This window comes from Streptomyces sp. GESEQ-35 (assembly GCF_017948485.1).
In the GTDB taxonomy this organism is placed as follows: domain Bacteria; phylum Actinomycetota; class Actinomycetes; order Streptomycetales; family Streptomycetaceae; genus Streptomyces.
Genome location: NZ_JAFFSX010000011.1, coordinates 26,050 through 42,459 on the forward strand (window position 1 = coordinate 26,050; position 16,410 = coordinate 42,459).

Annotated in this window: 12 protein-coding genes; 5 read left to right on the top strand and 7 right to left on the bottom strand. The window is 69.6% G+C overall.

Annotated elements, in window-relative coordinates; all coding sequences use genetic code 11:
• Window positions 1-331 precede the first annotated feature (331 nt).
• The 5 genes from KCH87_RS22065 to KCH87_RS22085 form a co-directional block, all read right to left on the bottom strand.
• Window positions 332-1,171 carry a carbohydrate ABC transporter permease gene (locus tag KCH87_RS22065; protein WP_210587931.1) on the bottom strand — a complete coding sequence of 280 codons (840 nt, stop codon included), beginning with the start codon at window positions 1,169-1,171 and terminating at the stop codon, window positions 332-334.
• 4 nt (window positions 1,172-1,175) lie between these two features.
• The gene (locus tag KCH87_RS22070) at window positions 1,176-2,123 is read right to left on the bottom strand and encodes a carbohydrate ABC transporter permease (RefSeq protein WP_210587932.1); all 948 of its coding nucleotides are present in this window, start codon (window positions 2,121-2,123) and stop codon (window positions 1,176-1,178) included.
• Between the two features lie 16 nt (window positions 2,124-2,139).
• On the bottom strand, window positions 2,140-3,513 hold the full coding sequence (locus KCH87_RS22075) for an extracellular solute-binding protein (RefSeq protein WP_210587933.1): 1,374 nt from the start codon (window positions 3,511-3,513) through the stop codon (window positions 2,140-2,142).
• 92 nt (window positions 3,514-3,605) lie between these two features.
• Window positions 3,606-4,295, bottom strand: a complete 690-nt coding sequence (locus KCH87_RS22080; protein ID WP_210587934.1) for a response regulator — start codon at window positions 4,293-4,295, stop codon at window positions 3,606-3,608.
• The gene (locus KCH87_RS22085; protein WP_210587935.1) at window positions 4,292-5,920 is read right to left on the bottom strand and encodes a sensor histidine kinase; all 1,629 of its coding nucleotides are present in this window, start codon (window positions 5,918-5,920) and stop codon (window positions 4,292-4,294) included. Before KCH87_RS22085 ends, KCH87_RS22080 begins: the two co-directional genes overlap by 4 nt.
• Window positions 5,921-6,117: 197 nt before the next feature.
• Here KCH87_RS22085 and KCH87_RS22090 point away from each other — a divergent pair, with 197 nt between their 5' ends.
• The 5 genes from KCH87_RS22090 to KCH87_RS22110 all read left to right on the top strand — a co-directional run bounded on the left by KCH87_RS22090 (window position 6,118) and on the right by KCH87_RS22110 (window position 12,326).
• Entirely contained in the window at window positions 6,118-7,494 is a 1,377-nt protein-coding gene (locus tag KCH87_RS22090) for a cation:dicarboxylate symporter family transporter (RefSeq protein WP_210587936.1), read from the top strand.
• Between the two features lie 165 nt (window positions 7,495-7,659).
• Complete coding sequence (locus tag KCH87_RS22095; RefSeq protein WP_210587937.1) at window positions 7,660-9,174, top strand: ATP-binding protein; 1,515 nt, start codon at window positions 7,660-7,662, stop codon at window positions 9,172-9,174.
• A 49-nt stretch (window positions 9,175-9,223) separates the two neighbouring features.
• Window positions 9,224-9,610 (top strand): MerR family transcriptional regulator, encoded by a 387-nt coding sequence (locus tag KCH87_RS22100; RefSeq protein ID WP_210587938.1) that lies wholly within the window; start codon window positions 9,224-9,226, stop codon window positions 9,608-9,610.
• The gene (locus tag KCH87_RS22105) at window positions 9,607-9,939 is read left to right on the top strand and encodes a thioredoxin domain-containing protein (RefSeq protein WP_308298886.1); all 333 of its coding nucleotides are present in this window, start codon (window positions 9,607-9,609) and stop codon (window positions 9,937-9,939) included. Before KCH87_RS22100 ends, KCH87_RS22105 begins: the two co-directional genes overlap by 4 nt.
• Window positions 9,940-10,106: 167 nt before the next feature.
• Window positions 10,107-12,326: a UvrD-helicase domain-containing protein gene (locus tag KCH87_RS22110; RefSeq protein ID WP_210587939.1), complete on the top strand. Its 2,220-nt coding sequence runs from the start codon at window positions 10,107-10,109 to the stop codon at window positions 12,324-12,326.
• A gap of 87 nt (window positions 12,327-12,413) precedes the next feature.
• Here KCH87_RS22110 and glgB read toward each other — a convergent pair whose 3' ends face one another.
• Both glgB and KCH87_RS22120 read right to left on the bottom strand, forming a co-directional pair.
• Window positions 12,414-14,924, bottom strand: coding sequence for a 1,4-alpha-glucan branching enzyme (glgB, locus tag KCH87_RS22115; RefSeq protein ID WP_210587940.1), 2,511 nt, complete (start codon window positions 14,922-14,924; stop codon window positions 12,414-12,416).
• 78 nt (window positions 14,925-15,002) lie between these two features.
• Window positions 15,003-16,385, bottom strand: coding sequence for a maltokinase (locus KCH87_RS22120; RefSeq protein ID WP_210587941.1), 1,383 nt, complete (start codon window positions 16,383-16,385; stop codon window positions 15,003-15,005).
• Between the last annotated feature and the right edge of the window lie 25 nt (window positions 16,386-16,410).

Sequence of the window (16,410 nt, forward strand, 5' to 3'; positions counted from 1 at the left end):
CACAAGCTAGGGGCGTGGGAGTGGGATGACTACGGTCAGTTCGGCCAGGATCACAGATTGTAGGAACGTACGGTTTCGGCCGTGTGTCCGAGACTGTCGGGATGGCCCAAGGCTGCCCGGTGAGGTGCCGGTGCGACTGCCGGGGCCGCCCTGGAGGCGGGCGGCAACCTGCGAATGGCAAGGCGGAGAGGCATATGCGTCAGCGTCTGGTGACGCCTGACGTCCTGTGCCTCAGCACGGTGGGGCCCGTGCCATGTCACACAGGGACGTCATCATCCGTACGTCTGCCGGACCCGCGAAGGTGAAAAACCCGCGGCGCAATCCGAACCCCTCACCCCTTGACCGCCCCGCCCAACGCGAACCCCCCGCCCAGCCGCCGGGCGACCAGAACGTACAGCAGGATCACCGGCGTCGAGTAGATGATCGAGAACGCCGCCAGCTGTCCGTACACCACAGTCCCCCGGTTCCCGAAGAACTCGTTGATGCTCACCGCCGCCGGCATCTGGTCCGGCGTCAGCAGCAGCATGAAGGGGACGAAGAAGTTCCCCCACATCATCACGAACGAGAACACCGTCACCACCGCCACGCCCGGCCCCATCAGCGGCAGCACGATCCGGACCAGCGACTGGAGGGACGACGCCCCGTCCGTCCACGCCGCCTCCTCCAGCTCCTTCGGCACGCCGTCCATGAAGTTCTTCATCAGCCAGATGGCGAAGGGGAGTTGAGAGGCGGCGAAGAAGAAGATCGTGCCCTGCATGGTGTCGATGAGATCGACCTGCACGAACAGCGCGTACACCGGCACCATGATCGCCGTGATCGGCAGGCTCGTCGCGAAGAGGATCGACAGCAGGAACGGGCGGTTCAGACGGGAGCGGAAGCGGGACAGCGGGTAGGCCGCGAGCGCCGCGCAGACCACGGTCAGCAGGGTCGCGCCGCCGCACAGGATCAGGCTGTTCAGCAGCGGTGTGAAGATGATGTCCTGGGTCATGATCGCGTCGAAGTTGTCGAAGGTGAGCCCGTCGGGGGCCTTCACCCGAAGGTCCGCATGCGGGTCGAGGGCGGACAGCACCACCCAGGCGAGCGGCAGGCAGAAGGCCGCGGCGACCACCAACAGCCCTGCATCCGCGGCCAGTCGGTGGCGCGTGCGGCGCGATGTGAGCGTGAGTGCCATGGCGTCAGACCTCCGTCCGCAGCAGGCGCATGTACACGAGGGAGAAGACGGAGCCGACCAGCAACAGCAGCAGGGCGACCGCCGTGCCGTAGCCGATCATGCTGTTCTGGAAGGCCTGTTCGTACATGAACAGCGGGAGCGTCTGGCTCTTGCCGCCGGGCCCGCCCCGTGTCATCACCCAGATCAGCCCGAAGACGGACAGCGTCTGGAGGGTGTTGAGCATCAGGTTCGTGCCGATCGAACGGCGGATCATCGGCAGCGTGATGTGCCACATACGGCGCCAGCCACTCGCGCCGTCCACCTCGGCGGCCTCGGTGATCTCCTTGGGGATCTCGTTCAGCGCGGCCGAGTAGACCAGCATCGAGAAGGCCGTGCCGCGCCAGACGTTCGCGAAGGACACCGCGAGGATCGGCAGGGTGAACAGCCAGTTCTGGGACGGGAGATGGAGCCAGTCCAGGATGGCGTTCAGGGTGCCCTCGCGGCGGAAGAACGCGTACAGGAGGAAGCCGGCGACCACCTCCGGCAGCACCCACGCCGTGACCACGATGCCGCCGGTCAGCGTACGCACCGGCTTCGACGCCCGCTGCATCAGCGCCGCCAGCGCCAGCCCCAGCGTGTTCTGGCCGACCAGCGCCGACAGCACCGTGAACACCAGCGTCAGCCATACGGCGTTCAGGAACGCCTCGTCCTGGAACGCCGTACGGAAGTTCTCGAACCCGACGAACGACGACTCGGCCTGCCCGGTGAGCTGGAGGTCGGTGAAGGCGATATAGGCGCAGTAGGCGATCGGGCCCGCGAGGAAGAGGAGCAGGAGGATGAAGGCGGGGGAGACGGGAAGGACGCGGGTCAGGGTTCGACGGAGCTGGTTCTTCGGTGGCACGGGGGGCGGACCCGGCGGGCCCGGAGGAATCTCGGCGGTCTCCGGGCCCGCGTGCGGTGCGGCTGCGGTCATGTACGGTCGCCGCCGTTCACTTCTCGACGACCTGGTCGTCGGTCGCCGCCTTGAGCGCCTCGTCGTAGCCGCTCGCCGCCTCCTCAACCGACATGTCGCCCGTCGTCACGCCCTCCATCGCCTCCTGGATGGCGGTGGACACCTTCGGGTACGCCGGGTAGGCGGGCCGGTAGTGCGTGCTGGCGACCAGGTCGGTGAAGAACTTGATGCCGGGCTGTGCCTGGACGTAGGCGGGGTCGGCGGCGACGTCCTTGCGGACGGCGATACCGGAGTTGGCGATGTACCACTTCTGGGCGTTCGCCTTCGTCTGCATCGCCTCGATGAACTTGAAGGCGAGGTCGGGGTTGCTCGCCTTGTCCGGGATGGCCCAGGTCCAGCCGCCGGACATGCTCACCTTGCCGGGGGCCTGGCCGTTCTGCGTGGGCATCGCGGCGAGTCCGAGCTTCTGGGACCACTCCGGCCACTCGTGACCGCTGCCCTCCAGCCAGTCCTGCGGCAGCCAGGAGCCGTCGAGGTTGATGCCGAGCTTGCCCTCGGGCAGCAGTTCGCCGCGGACCCGGGTGCCGAAGTTGGGGTCGAGGGCGTCGGAGACGTCCGGGCCGAGCTTCTCCTTGTAGACCGTCTCGACGAACTGGAGCGAGTCCTTGAAGTCCTGACCGCCCGCGATCCACTTCTTCGACGCATGGTCGTACAACGGGTCGGTCTTGCCGTCGTTCGTGCCGTACAGCAGCATCTGGAAGCCCTGCATGGTGGCGCCCTCGCCGACGGGTTTGCCGGTGTAGACGTTGAGCGGCGTGACGCCGGGGACCTTCTCCTTGATCGTGCGGGCGGCTTCGAGGACGTCGTCCCAGGTCTTCGGCTGCCAGTCGGCGGGCAGACCGGCCTTCGCGAAGATCGCCTTGTCGAACCAGAGTCCGCGGGTGTCGGTACCGTCCGGGACGCCGTACGTCTTCCCGTCCTCGCCCTTGGCCGCGGCCTTGGCCGTGTCGATGAACTGGTTCCAGTCCGGCCACTTCGCGAGGTAGTCGTCCAGGGGCTTCAAATACCCGCTGGTGATGTCGGAGTTGATGAGGAAGGTGTCCTCGTAGACCAGGTCCGGGGCCGTCTTCGGGGAGCGGAGCATCTGCTGGACCTTGGTGTAGTACTCCGAGTCCGCGGCCTTGATCGGGACGAGCTCGACCTTCTTGCCGGGGTTCGCCTTCTCGAACTGCTTCTTGATGTCGGCGAGGAACGTGTCCATCACCTTGATGTTGTTGTCCGTGGACTGTTTGAAGGAGACCTTCACGGTGTCGGGGTCGCTGCCGGATCCGCCGCCGCAGGCGGTGAGGGCGGTGGCGGTGAGAACGGCTGCGACGAGGGTGGGAAGAACGGCGGTGGGGCGCACGGGCACGACCTCCTACAGGCTCACTTCGTTGTGGCCGGGGTGGCTGCCCGTGAACGTAAGAGGAGTGGTCTAGTCAGGTCAATGACCCTGCACAAGCTCTATTGGCCCTTCACCCAGCGATACTGCAACTCGGGCCGCCCCACGGTCCCGTACTGCGGGCTCCGCGCCGCCCTTCCCGCGTGCACCAGATGCTCCAGATACCGGCGGGCGGTGATCCGCGAAATCCCCACCGCCTCCGCGACGCCCGTCGCCGTCAGACCGTCCGCGCAGTCCCGCAGCGCCACCGACACCGTCTCCAGCGTCGGTGCGCTGAGCCCCTTCGGCAGGGCGGCCGGGCTCGGTGCCCGCAGGGTCGCCAGCGCGCGGTCGACCTCGTCCTGGCCGCTCGCCTCGCCCGCCGCCGCATGGAACTCGGCGTACCGGACGAGCCGGTCCCGCAGGGTCGCGAAGGTGAAGGGCTTGAGGACGTACTGCACGACGCCCAGTGAGACGCCCTCGCGCACCACGGCCAGGTCCCGCGCCGACGTCACCGCTATCACGTCCGCGTGATGCCCGGCCGCCCGCAGTGAGCGGGCCAGTTGTAGCCCGTGCACATCCGGCAGATGCAGATCCAGCAGCAGCAGATCCACCGGCGTACGGTCCAGCGCGCGACGCGCCTCCGCGCCCGTGTGCGCCTTGCCGACCGCGACGAAGCCGGGGATCCGGTCGACGTACAGGACGTGTGCGTCGGCGGCGACCGGGTCGTCCTCCACGACCAGGACCCGGATGGGCTGCTCGGCCGCTGTCATACGCCACCTCCGGACACCGCACGCTCGGACACCGGGCTGCCGAGCGGCAGCCGCACCTCGAACTCCGCTCCGCCCCCGGCCGCCTCCGCCACCGTCAGCGAACCCTCGTGCCGGGTGACCGCCTGCCGTGCGAGGGCCAGGCCGAGACCCCGCCCGCCCGGTCCCGCCGGCTTGGTCGAGAAGCCGCGCTGGAAGACCGCCTCCGCGTGCGCCGGATCGACGCCCGCACCCGTGTCGGACACCCGCAGCACCAGCTCACCACCTCTCGTGTACGCCGTCACCGTCACCCGCCCCCGTACGCTGCCCTGCGCCGCGTCCACCGCGTTGTCGATGAGGTTGCCCAGGATGGTCACCAGGTCCCGGGCGGGCAGCGACGACGGCAGCAGACCGTCGTCCAGGCTGCTCTCGTCCGAGACCACCAGCTCCACGCCCCGCTCGTTCGCCTGAGCCGTCTTGCCGAGCAGCAGCGCCGCGAGGACCGGCTCGCTCACCGCGGCCACCACCTGGTCGGTCAGCGCCTGCGCCAGCTCCAGCTCGGCGGTCGCGAAGTCCACGGCCTCCTGGGCGCGGCCCAGCTCGATCAGCGAGACCACCGTGTGGAGCCGGTTCGCCGCCTCGTGCGCCTGCGAGCGCAGCGCCTGGGTGAAGCCGCGTTCGGAGTCCAACTCGCCCATGAGGGACTGGAGTTCGGTAACATCGCGCAGGGTGACGACCGTACCCTTCCGCTGGCCGCCCAGCACCGGCGAGGTGTTGATCACGAGTACCCGGTCCGCCGTCAGATGCACCTCGTCCACCCGCGGCTCCGACGCGAGCAGCGCGCCGGTGAGCGGGGCGGGCAGTCCCAGGTCGGCGACCGAGCGGCCCACGACGTCCTCGCTCACCCCGAGCAGCTCCCGCGCCCCGTCGTTGATCAGCGCCACGCGGTACTGCCCGTCGAGCATCAGCAGACCCTCGCGTACGGCGTGCAGGGCGGCCTGGTGGTAGTCGTGCATGTTGCTCAGCTCGGCCGCGTTCATGCCGTGGGTGTGGCGGCGCAGCCGGGCATTGACGACGTAGCTGCCGATCGCGCCGAGGGCGAGAGCGCCGGCCGCGACGCCGATGAGCGCGGTCAGCTGGCCCTGGACCCGTTTGCTGATCGCCTCGACCTTGATGCCCGCGCTGACCAGGCCGACGACCTTCCCGCCGTCCTCGACCGGGGTGACCGCCCGGACCGACGGGCCGAGCGTGCCCGTGTAGGTCTCGGTGAAGGACTCGCCCCTCAGCGCACGGGTGATGTGACCGAGGAACGGCTGGCCGATCTGGTCCGGGTCGGGGTGGGTCCAGCGGATGCCCCGCGGGTTCATGATCGTGACGAAGTCGACGTCGGCGTCCTCTATGACCCGCAGCGCGTACGGCTGGAGCCGGGCGCTCGGGTCGGACGTGCGGATCGCCTCCCGCACGGAGGGGGAGTCGGCGACCGAGCGTGCCACCCCCATGGCCTGGCGCCCCGCCGCGTCCTCGGCCTGGTCGCGGTCGCTGACGTAGGTGAACAGCGCATATCCGAGGACCACGACCGTGAGCAGCACGGCCTGCACGGCGAAGAGCTGGCCGGCCAGGCTGCGGGGTCTCGGGAGGCGCATGTGCATGTCGTCAGTGTGCCTCCCGCGTTAAGCATGAACTAAATGAACGGAAGGGTGACCGCCCTCACAGGGCGGGAGATAGTCACGGCAACCCGGAAGCGACGCTCCCGGGGTGATCTACCAAAAATCCCCTTAAATCTCCGCAATCTCCCGGACGTGAGCCGCACGCCGGTGATGCCGACGACGACGTCAAGGAGGCCGCCGTGACCAGCGCAGCCGATACGGCACCTGCCGCACCCCGAGCCAAACGGGACCGCACCCATTACCTGTACATCGCAGTGATCGCCGCGGTTGCCATCGGAATCGCCGTGGGTCTGATCGCCCCCGACTTCGCGGTGGAGCTCAAGCCGATCGGCACGGGCTTCGTGAACCTGATCAAGATGATGATCTCGCCGATCATCTTCTGCACGATCGTGCTGGGCATCGGCTCGGTGCGGAAGGCCGCGAAGGTCGGCGCCGTCGGCGGTATCGCCCTCGGCTACTTCACGGTCATGTCGCTGGTCGCCCTCGGTATCGGCCTGATCGTCGGCAACATCGTCGAGCCGGGCACGGGCCTCGCGGTGACCGAGGCGGTCAAGGAGACCGGACAGGCGCAGGTCACGGAGGCCAAGACCACCGAGGAGTTCCTGCTCGGCATCATCCCGACCACGATCGTCTCCGCGTTCACCGGCGGCGAGGTCCTGCAGACCCTCCTCGTCGCCCTCCTCGTCGGCTTCGCGCTGCAGGCCATGGGTGGCACCGGCCAGCCGATCCTGCGCGGTGTCGAGCACATCCAGCGCCTCGTCTTCCGCGTCCTCGCCATGGTGATGTGGGCCGCCCCGATCGGTGCCTTCGGTGCCATCGCCGCGGTCACCGGCTCCGCGGGTCTTGACGCGCTCAAGAGTCTCGCCGTGCTGATGCTCGGCTTCTACATCACGTGCTTCCTCTTCGTCTTCATCGTGCTCGCCGCGCTTCTGCGGATCGTCGCGGGCATGAACATCCTGTCGCTCTTCAAGTACCTGGGCCGTGAGTTCCTGCTGATCCTGTCCACCTCCTCCTCCGAGTCCGCGCTGCCGCGGCTCATCGCGAAGATGGAGCACCTGGGCGTCAGCAAGCCGGTGGTCGGCATCACCGTCCCGACCGGCTACTCCTTCAACCTCGACGGCACCATGATCTACATGACCATGGCGTCCCTGTTCATCGCCGACGCGATGGGTACGCCGATGTCGATCGGCGAGCAGATCCCGCTGCTGCTGTTCCTGCTGGTCGCCTCGAAGGGTGCGGCGGGTGTCACCGGCGCCGGTCTCGCCACCCTCGCGGGCGGACTCCAGTCCCACAAGCCCGCGCTCGTCGACGGCATCGGACTCATCGTCGGCATCGACCGCTTCATGAGCGAGGCCCGCGCCCTGACGAACTTCGCGGGCAACGCGGTCGCCACGGTGCTGATCGGCACCTGGACCAAGGAGATCGACCGCGAGCGGGTGGATCAGGTCCTCGCCGGGCACGCCCCGTTCGACGAGAAGACCCTGCTGGACGACGGTGACGGTGACGTCGCGGACGTTCCCGAACAGGGCGGCGAGAAGGAGCTGGCGAAGGCGTAGGCGCTCCGCCGGAAAGGCAGACCCCGCATACCCCGAGCGGCCAGGCACCCCCCGTAGCCTGGCCGCTCGGCCTGTTCGTTCGACACTCACCCCAATTCCTTTGACCTGCCTGTGTGTCCGGGCCCACGCTGGGAGGCCTCGACGGTGGGACGCATGGAGGCGGGTATGGGGGAGTCGCACGAGGTGGAGATCGTCAGCTCGGACGAGCACAGGGCCCGGTACGGAGCGGGGCGGGAGGCGTCGCCCCTCTCCCTGGACCAGGTCAACGAACTGTTCACCGAGTTCCTGATGGCCGTGGCCCGGCCGCGCGGCAAGGGCGCGGACGGCGACCGCGACCTCAGCAAGCGCCTGCGCGACCATCTCGGCTCCCCGCCCACCGACCGCCCGGTGGTCAAGGCGGCCTACGCGCCCTACGACCTGCCCAACGTCCATCTCGCCCTGGAGCGCTGGTTCGCCGCCGACGACCGCTCCTACGAACTGGTCGGCATGCGGGGCGGCCAGCACCACGGCGACCTCACCCTCGGCGACATCCTCGACTCGGCCGACCGCTACGACCGGTTCGTGCTCGGCGCCGTCGACTACGCCCACCTGCCCGTGTCGCCCGACCAGGAACTCGCCTGCGTCTCCTGCGGGTTCTACCTCGGCAAGGAGGGCGACGAACGGTTCGCGGTACTGCTGCGCGGACCGCGTGACGAGTACGGGCGCAACAAGGTCGAGATCGAGGTCCTCGCCCAGCGGACGGAGTTCGCCAACCGGCTGCTCGAAGAGATCGACGCGCTGATCCGCGCCCGGAACGTCTTCCGCGGCCAGGTCCTCTCCTTCGAGGGCTCCGAGTTCGGGCACGGCCTCGGCCCGTTCCGCTTCCACCGCCGCCCCGGCCTCACCCGGGACGACATCGTGCTGCCCGACGGCCTCCTGGACCGCGTCGAACGCCAGGTCGTGGGCGTCGCCCGGCGCCGCGACCAGCTCCGCGCGGCCGGCCAGCACCTGCGCCGCGGACTCCTCCTGTACGGCCCGCCCGGCACCGGCAAGACCCACACGATCCGCTATCTCCTCTCCCACCTCCCGGAGTTCACGGTCGTGATCCTCTCCGGCACCAGCATCGAGGCGATCGGCCCGGCCTGCTCGCTGGCCCGGATGCTCCAGCCGGCCCTCGTCGTCCTGGAGGACTGCGACCTGATCGCCGAGGCCCGCGACTACGCAAACGGTGACCAGCCCCTGCTCTTCCAGGTGCTGAACGAGATGGACGGCCTCGGCGACGACGCCGATGTCGCCTTCCTCCTCACCACCAACCGCGCCGACCTCCTCGAACCGGCCCTCGTCCAGCGCCCCGGCCGTGTCGACCTGGCCGTCGAGATCCCCCTCCCGGACGCCGCGGGCCGCGCCCGACTCCTCGATCTGTACGGCTCCGGACTTGACCTCGGCAAGGAGATCGCCGACGAGGCGGTGGCCCGCACCGAGGGCACGACCGCCTCCTTCACCAAGGAGCTGGTACGACGTTCCGTGCTGATCGCGGCCGAGCGGGAATCGGCGTCCACCGACCCCGAGGACGTCCGGTCCGCCCTGGACGAACTCCTCTCCGACCGCGACCAGTTGACCCGCCGCCTGCTCGGCGTAGGAGGCGTCGGCGAGGAGGACTGGGCGGACATGGAGGACACCGAGGACACGGAGGATTCCTAGCGGAATCGCTGTTGCCTTGACGTCGGCGTCAAGGACTACGTTCGAGGACATGCGAATCGGCGAGCTGGCCGCACGGGCCGGGACCACGACGCGGACGCTGCGGTACTACGAGTCGCGGGGTCTGCTGTCCGCGCGGCGGGGTGGCAACGGATACCGGACGTACGACGAGGACGACCTGAAGCTGCTCCGGCAGATCAGAACGCTCCAGGACTTCGGGTTCGACCTGGAGGAGACGCGGCCCTTCGTGGAGTGCCTGCGGGCAGGGCACCCAGAGGGGGACGAGTGCCCTGCCTCCATCGCGGTCTACCGGCGGAAGCTGGACGAGCTGGACGCACTGATCGGTGAGTTGCAGGCCGTGCGGGCGAAGATCGGCATGCGGTTGGCCATGACCGAGGGTGTTTCACCGTTGTGCGAACTGGGAGGGCAGGAGCTGTGATCAAGGCAGCGGGTGTGGCCGAAGTGACGGACGCGGACTTCGAGGCGGAGGTGATCGGGGCGGACCTGCCGGTACTGGTCGAGTTCACCGCCGACTGGTGTCCGCCCTGCCGGCAGATGGGGCCGGTGCTCAGCGCGCTCGCCGCGGAGGAGGGCGACCGGCTCAAGGTGGTTCAGCTGGACGTGGACACCAACCCGGAGACCACGAACGCGTACAAGGTGCTGTCGATGCCGACCTTCATGGTCTTCCAAGGTGGCGAGCCCGTGAAGGCGATGGTGGGGGCCCGGCCCAAGCGGCGGCTGATCGAGGAACTGTCCGACGTGCTCTGACCTGACGCAATACAAAGAAATCCCCCGAGCAATTGCGCTCGGGGGATTTCTTTGCGTATATTCAATGGTTCGCGACTTCAAGACAATTGAGTCGCGAGGAAGTTCAATGAGCACAGTATATCCGGGCGGGAGCGGAATTGTCAAACAGCGAATTTCCAGACGATGAAATGCGCCGTGAGCAGGAATTCATCGACGACCTGTACACGCGCGTGGACGCGCTGCGCGGCGACACCGAGGACTCCGTCACCGACGCGCTCGCCCAGGGCAACACGCCCATGCAGGCCCGCCTGGAGCGGGACATCCTGGTCGCCGAACGCTCAGGTCTGCTCGCCGCCCTGAACGCGGTGGACGGCTCGCTCTGCTTCGGCCGGATCGACCTCACCTCCGGCGTCAGCCACCACATCGGCCGGATCGGCCTGCGCACCGACGACGTCGAACGCACCCCGGTCCTGATCGACTGGCGTGCCGACGTCGCCCGCCCCTTCTACCTGGCCACCGGCCACACCCCGATGGGCCTGCGCCGCCGCCGGCACATCACCACCGACGGCCGCCGGGTCGCCGCCCTGCACGACGAGTTCGTCGATGTCGGCGACGCCACCCGCACCGGCCACGAGGACCCGGCCGGCGACGCCGTGCTGCTCGCCGCGCTGAACTCCGCGCGCACCGGCCGGATGACCGACATCGTGCAGACCATCCAGGCCGAGCAGGACGAGATCATCCGCGCACCGCACCGCGGGGTGCTGGTGGTGGAAGGCGGCCCGGGTACCGGCAAGACGGCGGTGGCCCTGCACCGAGCCGCGTATCTGCTCTACGAACACCGCGAACTGCTCGCCAAGCGTGCCGTCCTGATCGTCGGCCCCAACCCCGCCTTCCTCGGCTATATCGGCGAGGTGCTGCCCTCGCTGGGCGAGACCGGCGTGCTCCTCGCGACGGTCGGCGAGCTGTTCCCCGGTGTGAAGGCGACGGCGAGGGACACGCCCGAGGCGGCGGCGGTGAAGGGCCGCGCGGAGATGGCCGAGGTCCTGGCCCGGGTCGTACGGGACCGTCAGGCGCTGCCCGACCCCGTGGTCACGATCGAGCACGACCGAGAGATCCTGATGCTCGACGACGGTCTGGTCGGCGTCGCCCGCGAGCGCACCCGCGCCGCCAAGCTTCCGCACAACGCGGCCCGCGAGAACTTCGAGGGCCACATCCTCAACACGCTCACCGAGCTGTACGCCGAACGCGTCGGCACCGACCCGTACGACGGTACGAGCCTCCTCGACCCCAGCGACATCACCCAGATCCGTGACGAGCTCGCCGAGAACCCCGACGTCTGGTCCGCCATCGACCAGCTGTGGCCCAGGATCACCCCGCGACGCCTGCTCGCGGACTTCCTGGCCGAGCCCGAGGGGTACGTGTCCGACGCCGACGCGGCGGCCATCCGGCGCCCGGTCACGCGCGCGTGGACGGTGGCGGACGTACCGCTCCTCGACGAGGCGGCCGAACTGCTGGGCCAGGACGACCGTCTGGCGCGAGCGCGGGCGGAACAGGAACGCGAGCGGCAGGTGTCGTACGCGCAAGGGGTGCTGGACGTGTCGTACGCGTCCCGCACCTACGAGTTCGAGGACAAGGGCGACGACGACTCCGAGGTCCTCTCCGCGCACGACATCATCGACGCCGAGCGGTTCGCCGAGCGCCAGGAGGAGGACGACCACCGCAGCGCCGCCGAGCGTGCGGCGGCCGACCGGACCTGGGCCTTCGGGCACATCATCGTCGACGAGGCGCAGGAGCTGTCGCCGATGGCGTGGCGGCTGCTGATGCGGCGCACCCCCACCCGCTCCATGACACTGGTCGGCGATCCGGCGCAGACGGCGGAGGCGGCCGGCGTGGGTTCCTGGTCGAAGATCCTTCAGCCGTATGTCGAGGACCGCTGGGAGCACACCCGCCTCGGCGTCAACTACCGCACACCGTCCGAGATCATGGACCTCGCGGCGGCCGTCGTCCGGGCCGAGCAGCCGGACTTCGAACCGCCGAGCTCCGTGCGGTCCACGGGCGTACGACCCTGGGTACGCGCGACGGACGACCTCCCCGGCGCGGTGGCCAAGGCCGTCGCGGAACTCACCCCCGCCGAGGGCCGACTGGCGGTGATCGCGCCCACGGAGCTCCACCGGGCGCTGGCCGCGCGGCTGGACGGGGTTTCCGCGGGCGCGGAGCCGGACCTCACACAGTCGGTCGTGCTGCTGGACCCGCGTCAGTCGAAGGGGCTGGAGTTCGACTCGGTACTGGTGGTGGAACCGGGGCGGTACGGGACGAGTGACCTGTACGTGGCGCTGACCCGGGCGACCCAGAGGCTGGGCGTGCTGCACACGGGCCCGCTGCCGAAGGGCTTGACCGAGTCCGGGTGACCGTCCCTGGGGGCTCCGCCCCCAGACCCCCGGCCTATGCCCACCCACCACCCGACTCGGTCGGCCGGAAGGTGGGCGAAGGGCCCTCTATGCCGGCCGCAGCCACACCGTCGCCAGGGGTGGCAACGTCACGCGGATGCTCGCCGCGCGGCCGTGCCACCCCTGTGGCTCCGGCTTGATCGGGTCGGGGTTCGTCACGTCGCCGCCGCCGTACTTGGCGAGGTCGGTGTTGAGGGACTCGTGCCAGGCCGGGATGTCGTCGGGCACACCGAGCCGATAGCCGTGCCGTACGACGGGGGAGAAGTTGGAGACCGAGAGCAGGGGGGCGCCCTCCGCGTCGTACCTGAGGAAGGCGAAGACGTTGTCCTCGGTGGCGTCTCCGACGACCCACTGGAAGCCGGCCGGTTCGGTGTCCCGTTGCCACAGGGCCGGGGTGTGCCGGTAGACGATGTTGAGGTCGCGGACCAGGTCCCGTACTCCGCGGTGGTCTGCCTCGGCGCCGTACGCGGGGTCCAGCAGCCACCAGTCGGGTCCGTGTGCCTCGGACCATTCGGCGCCCTGGGCGAACTCCTGGCCCATGAAGAGGAGTTGTTTGCCGGGGTGGGCCCACATGAAGCCGAGGTAGGCGCGGTGGTTGGCGCGCTGCTGCCACCAGTCGCCGGGCATCTTCGAGACGAGGGCCTGCTTGCCGTGCACGACCTCGTCGTGGGAGATCGGCAGGACGTAGTTCTCGCTGTACGCGTAGACCATCGAGAACGTCATTTCATGGTGGTGGTGCTTGCGGTGGACCGGCTCGTGCTGGACGTAGCCCAGCGAGTCGTGCATCCAGCCCATGTTCCACTTCAGCCCGAAGCCCAGGCCCCCGAAGCCGCCCGGCCCCATGTGGTGCGTCGCGCGTGTGACGCCGTCCCAGGCCGTCGACTCCTCCGCGATCGTCACCACGCCCGGCACCCGCCGGTAGACCGTCGCGTTCATCTCCTGGAGGAAGCCGACCGCGTCCAGGTTCTCCCGGCCGCCGTGCTCGTTCGGCAGCCACTGGCCCGGCTCGCGCGAGTAGTCGAGGTAGAGCATGGAGGCGACGGCGTCCACCCGCAGCCCGTCGATGTGGAACTCCTCGCACCAGTACACGGCGTTGGCGACGAGGAAGTTGCGCACCTCGCGACGGCCGTAGTCGAACTCGAGGGTGCCCCAGTCGGGGTGGGCGGCGCGCAGCGGATCCTCGTGCTCGTACAGCGGGCGGCCGTCGAACTCGGCCAGCGCCCAGTCGTCGCGCGGGAAGTGCGCCGGCACCCAGTCCATCAGGACACCGATACCGGCCTGGTGCAGGGCATCCACCAGGTACTTGAAGTCGTCGGGCGTGCCCAGCCGGGCGGTGGGCGCGTAGAAGCCGGTGACCTGGTAGCCCCACGAGCCGCCGAAGGGGTGCTCGGCGACCGGCATCAGCTCGACATGGGTGAAGCCGAGGTCCTTGACGTACGCCGGTAGCTGCTCGGCCAGTTGACGGTACGTCAGTCCCGGCCGCCAGGACGCGAGATGGATTTCGTACGCGGAGAAGGGGGCCTCGTGCGCGGGGACCTGCCCGCGCCGGGCCAGCCACTCCCCGTCCCCCCACTCGTGGTGCGAGGCGTCCACGATCGAGGAGGTGTTCGGCGGGGCCTCGGTACGGCGGGCCAGCGGGTCGGCGCGCAGAGTTCGGGAACCGTCGGGGCGGGTGATCTCGAACTTGTACAGCTCACCCTCTCCTATGCCGGGCACGAACAGCTCCCAGACGCCGGACGAGCCCAGTGAGCGCAGCGGGTACCCGGTGCCGTCCCAGAAGTTGAAGGTGCCGGCCAGACTGACGCCCTGCGCGTTCGGCGCCCAGACCGTGAAGCGGGTTCCGGGCACGCCCTGGTGTGTCATCGGCTGTGCGCCGAGCGCCGTCCACAGCTGCTCGTGCCGGCCCTCGCCGATCAGATACAGATCGAGATCGCCCAGCGCGGGCAGGAAGCGGTACGCGTCCTCGGTGTCCTGGGCCGACCCCTCGTACGTCACGAGCAGCCGGTACTCCGGCACCTCCCGCAGCGGCAGCAGCCCCGAGAAGAACCCGTCCCCGTCGTCGTGCAGGTCGGCCCGCAGATCTCCGGCGACGATCGTGACGGACAGCGCGTACGGCCGAAAGGCGCGGAAGGCCACCCCGCCGGGGACCGGATGAGCGCCGAGCACGGAGTGCGGGGAGTGGTGCGCACCGCTCAGCAGCCGCTCGCGATCAGCGGCGTCGACCGCGGGGGAGACGGCGGCGGCGGGCTCCGTCTGCTTCGCCGCAGTCTTCTTTGCCACTGTCTTCTTCGCGGTGGTCTTCTTCGCGGTGGTCTTCTTGGCGTCCGACTTCTTCGCAGCCGACTTCTTCGCCGTGGTCTTCTTCGCCGTGGTCTTCTTCCCCGTGGCCTTCTTCGCGGCCGCCTTCTTCGCCGTCGCCTTCGCGGCCGCGGCCTCCTTCACCGCCTTCTTCGCCGCCTTCTTCACAGGCGAAGCCGCCTTCGCCGCCTTCGTCTCCTTCGCGGCGCTGTTCTCCTCTGCCGTCTTCTTCGAACCGTCGGACGGGGTGCGGGGGGTCACGGGCGGCGCCTCCTCGGCGAAGGTCAGGTGAGGTGGGTCTGGTGGGTCTGGTGTCACTGGTGTCACTGGGGTGTCGGGTCAGTCGGACGCGGCGAGGCGGCGCACCGCGGACAGCGGAACCGGGAGCCAGTCGGGGCGGTGCCGGGCCTCGTAGACGACTTCGTAGATCGCCTTGTCCGTCTCGTAGGCGCGCAGCAGCACCGGGTCGGTCCGCGGATCGCGGCCGCAGGCCTCGGCGTACCCGGAGCAGTACGCGGCCCGGCACGTCTGCGCCCAGTCCGGTGCCGGCGGGTCGGCCGAGTGGGCCGCGTAGTCGAAGGAGCGGAGCATTCCCGCGATGTCCCGCACGAGCGGCTGCGGCATCCGCCGTTCGGCGAGCGGCTTGGACGGTTCGCCCTCGAAGTCGATCAGCGACCACTGACCGGCGGGCGAACGCAGGCACTGGCCGAGGTGAAGGTCGCCGTGGATGCGCTGGGCGGTCCAGGTGCGGCCCTCGGCGGCCAGGTCGGCCAGCGCCTCGAAGGCGGAGTGCAGCCCGGGCGCGTACGGGCGCAGGCCGGGCACCGCCTGCGCGGCCGCGTCGAGACGCTCGACCATGCCGTCGACCAGCAGCTGCATCTGCGTATGGCCCATGGTCACCGTGGGCAGCGCACGGGCCAGCGCGGTGTGCACCTCGGCCGTGGCGCGCCCCAGCGCCCGTGCCTCGGCGGCGAAGTCCTCGCCCTTGGCCAGCTCGCGCAGCGCCAGCTCCCAGCCGTCCGTCGCGCCCTGTATGAACGGCTGGAGCACGCCCAGCACATACGTCTGGTCGGCGAGGTCCGCCAGCATCCACGCCGTCGGCGCGGGTACCCGGGGGCTGCCCTCGCGGGCCAGCGCCAGCGGCAGTTCCAGGTCGGGATTGACGCCGGGCACGATCCGGCGCAACAGCTTCAGGATGAACGTATCTCCGTAGACGACCGACGAGTTGGACTGCTCGGCGGTCACCAGCCGGGGCACCAGACCGGAGCGGATCTCCTGGTCCAGGTCCCGTTCGAAGCGCAGCCCACCGAAGCGGGCCCGGGTGCGCAGCGCCTCCAGGAGCACTTCGGAGGGCCGGGGGTCGTACAGGGCGTCGTACACCGTCCGTCCGGCGAGCGGGCCCTCGGTCACGTGCCCGATCAGCGCGGGCGCGAGCCGCGGCGGAAGCGCCTCGCGCACGCCTATCAGCAGCTGGTAGCAGTCCCCGGGGTGGGGCGGGGCGCCCAGCGTGAGCGGCTGGTGGGCGCGGACCAGCAGATGGTGCAGGCCCAGCTTTCCGCCGGCCGGCAGCAGCTCGGTGGCCGCCACCGGTGAGAACCCGGTGACCGGACGCCCCTTGCCCGCGAACCAGCGCTGCCGCGGCACCCACTCCCTGAGCAGGGGGTCCAGTGACGCAAGGAGACCTGGCTCGGTCGTGACGGAACGGGTGACGGCTTCCGACATGGCGCGTCCTTTCCCCGGGTGGGCG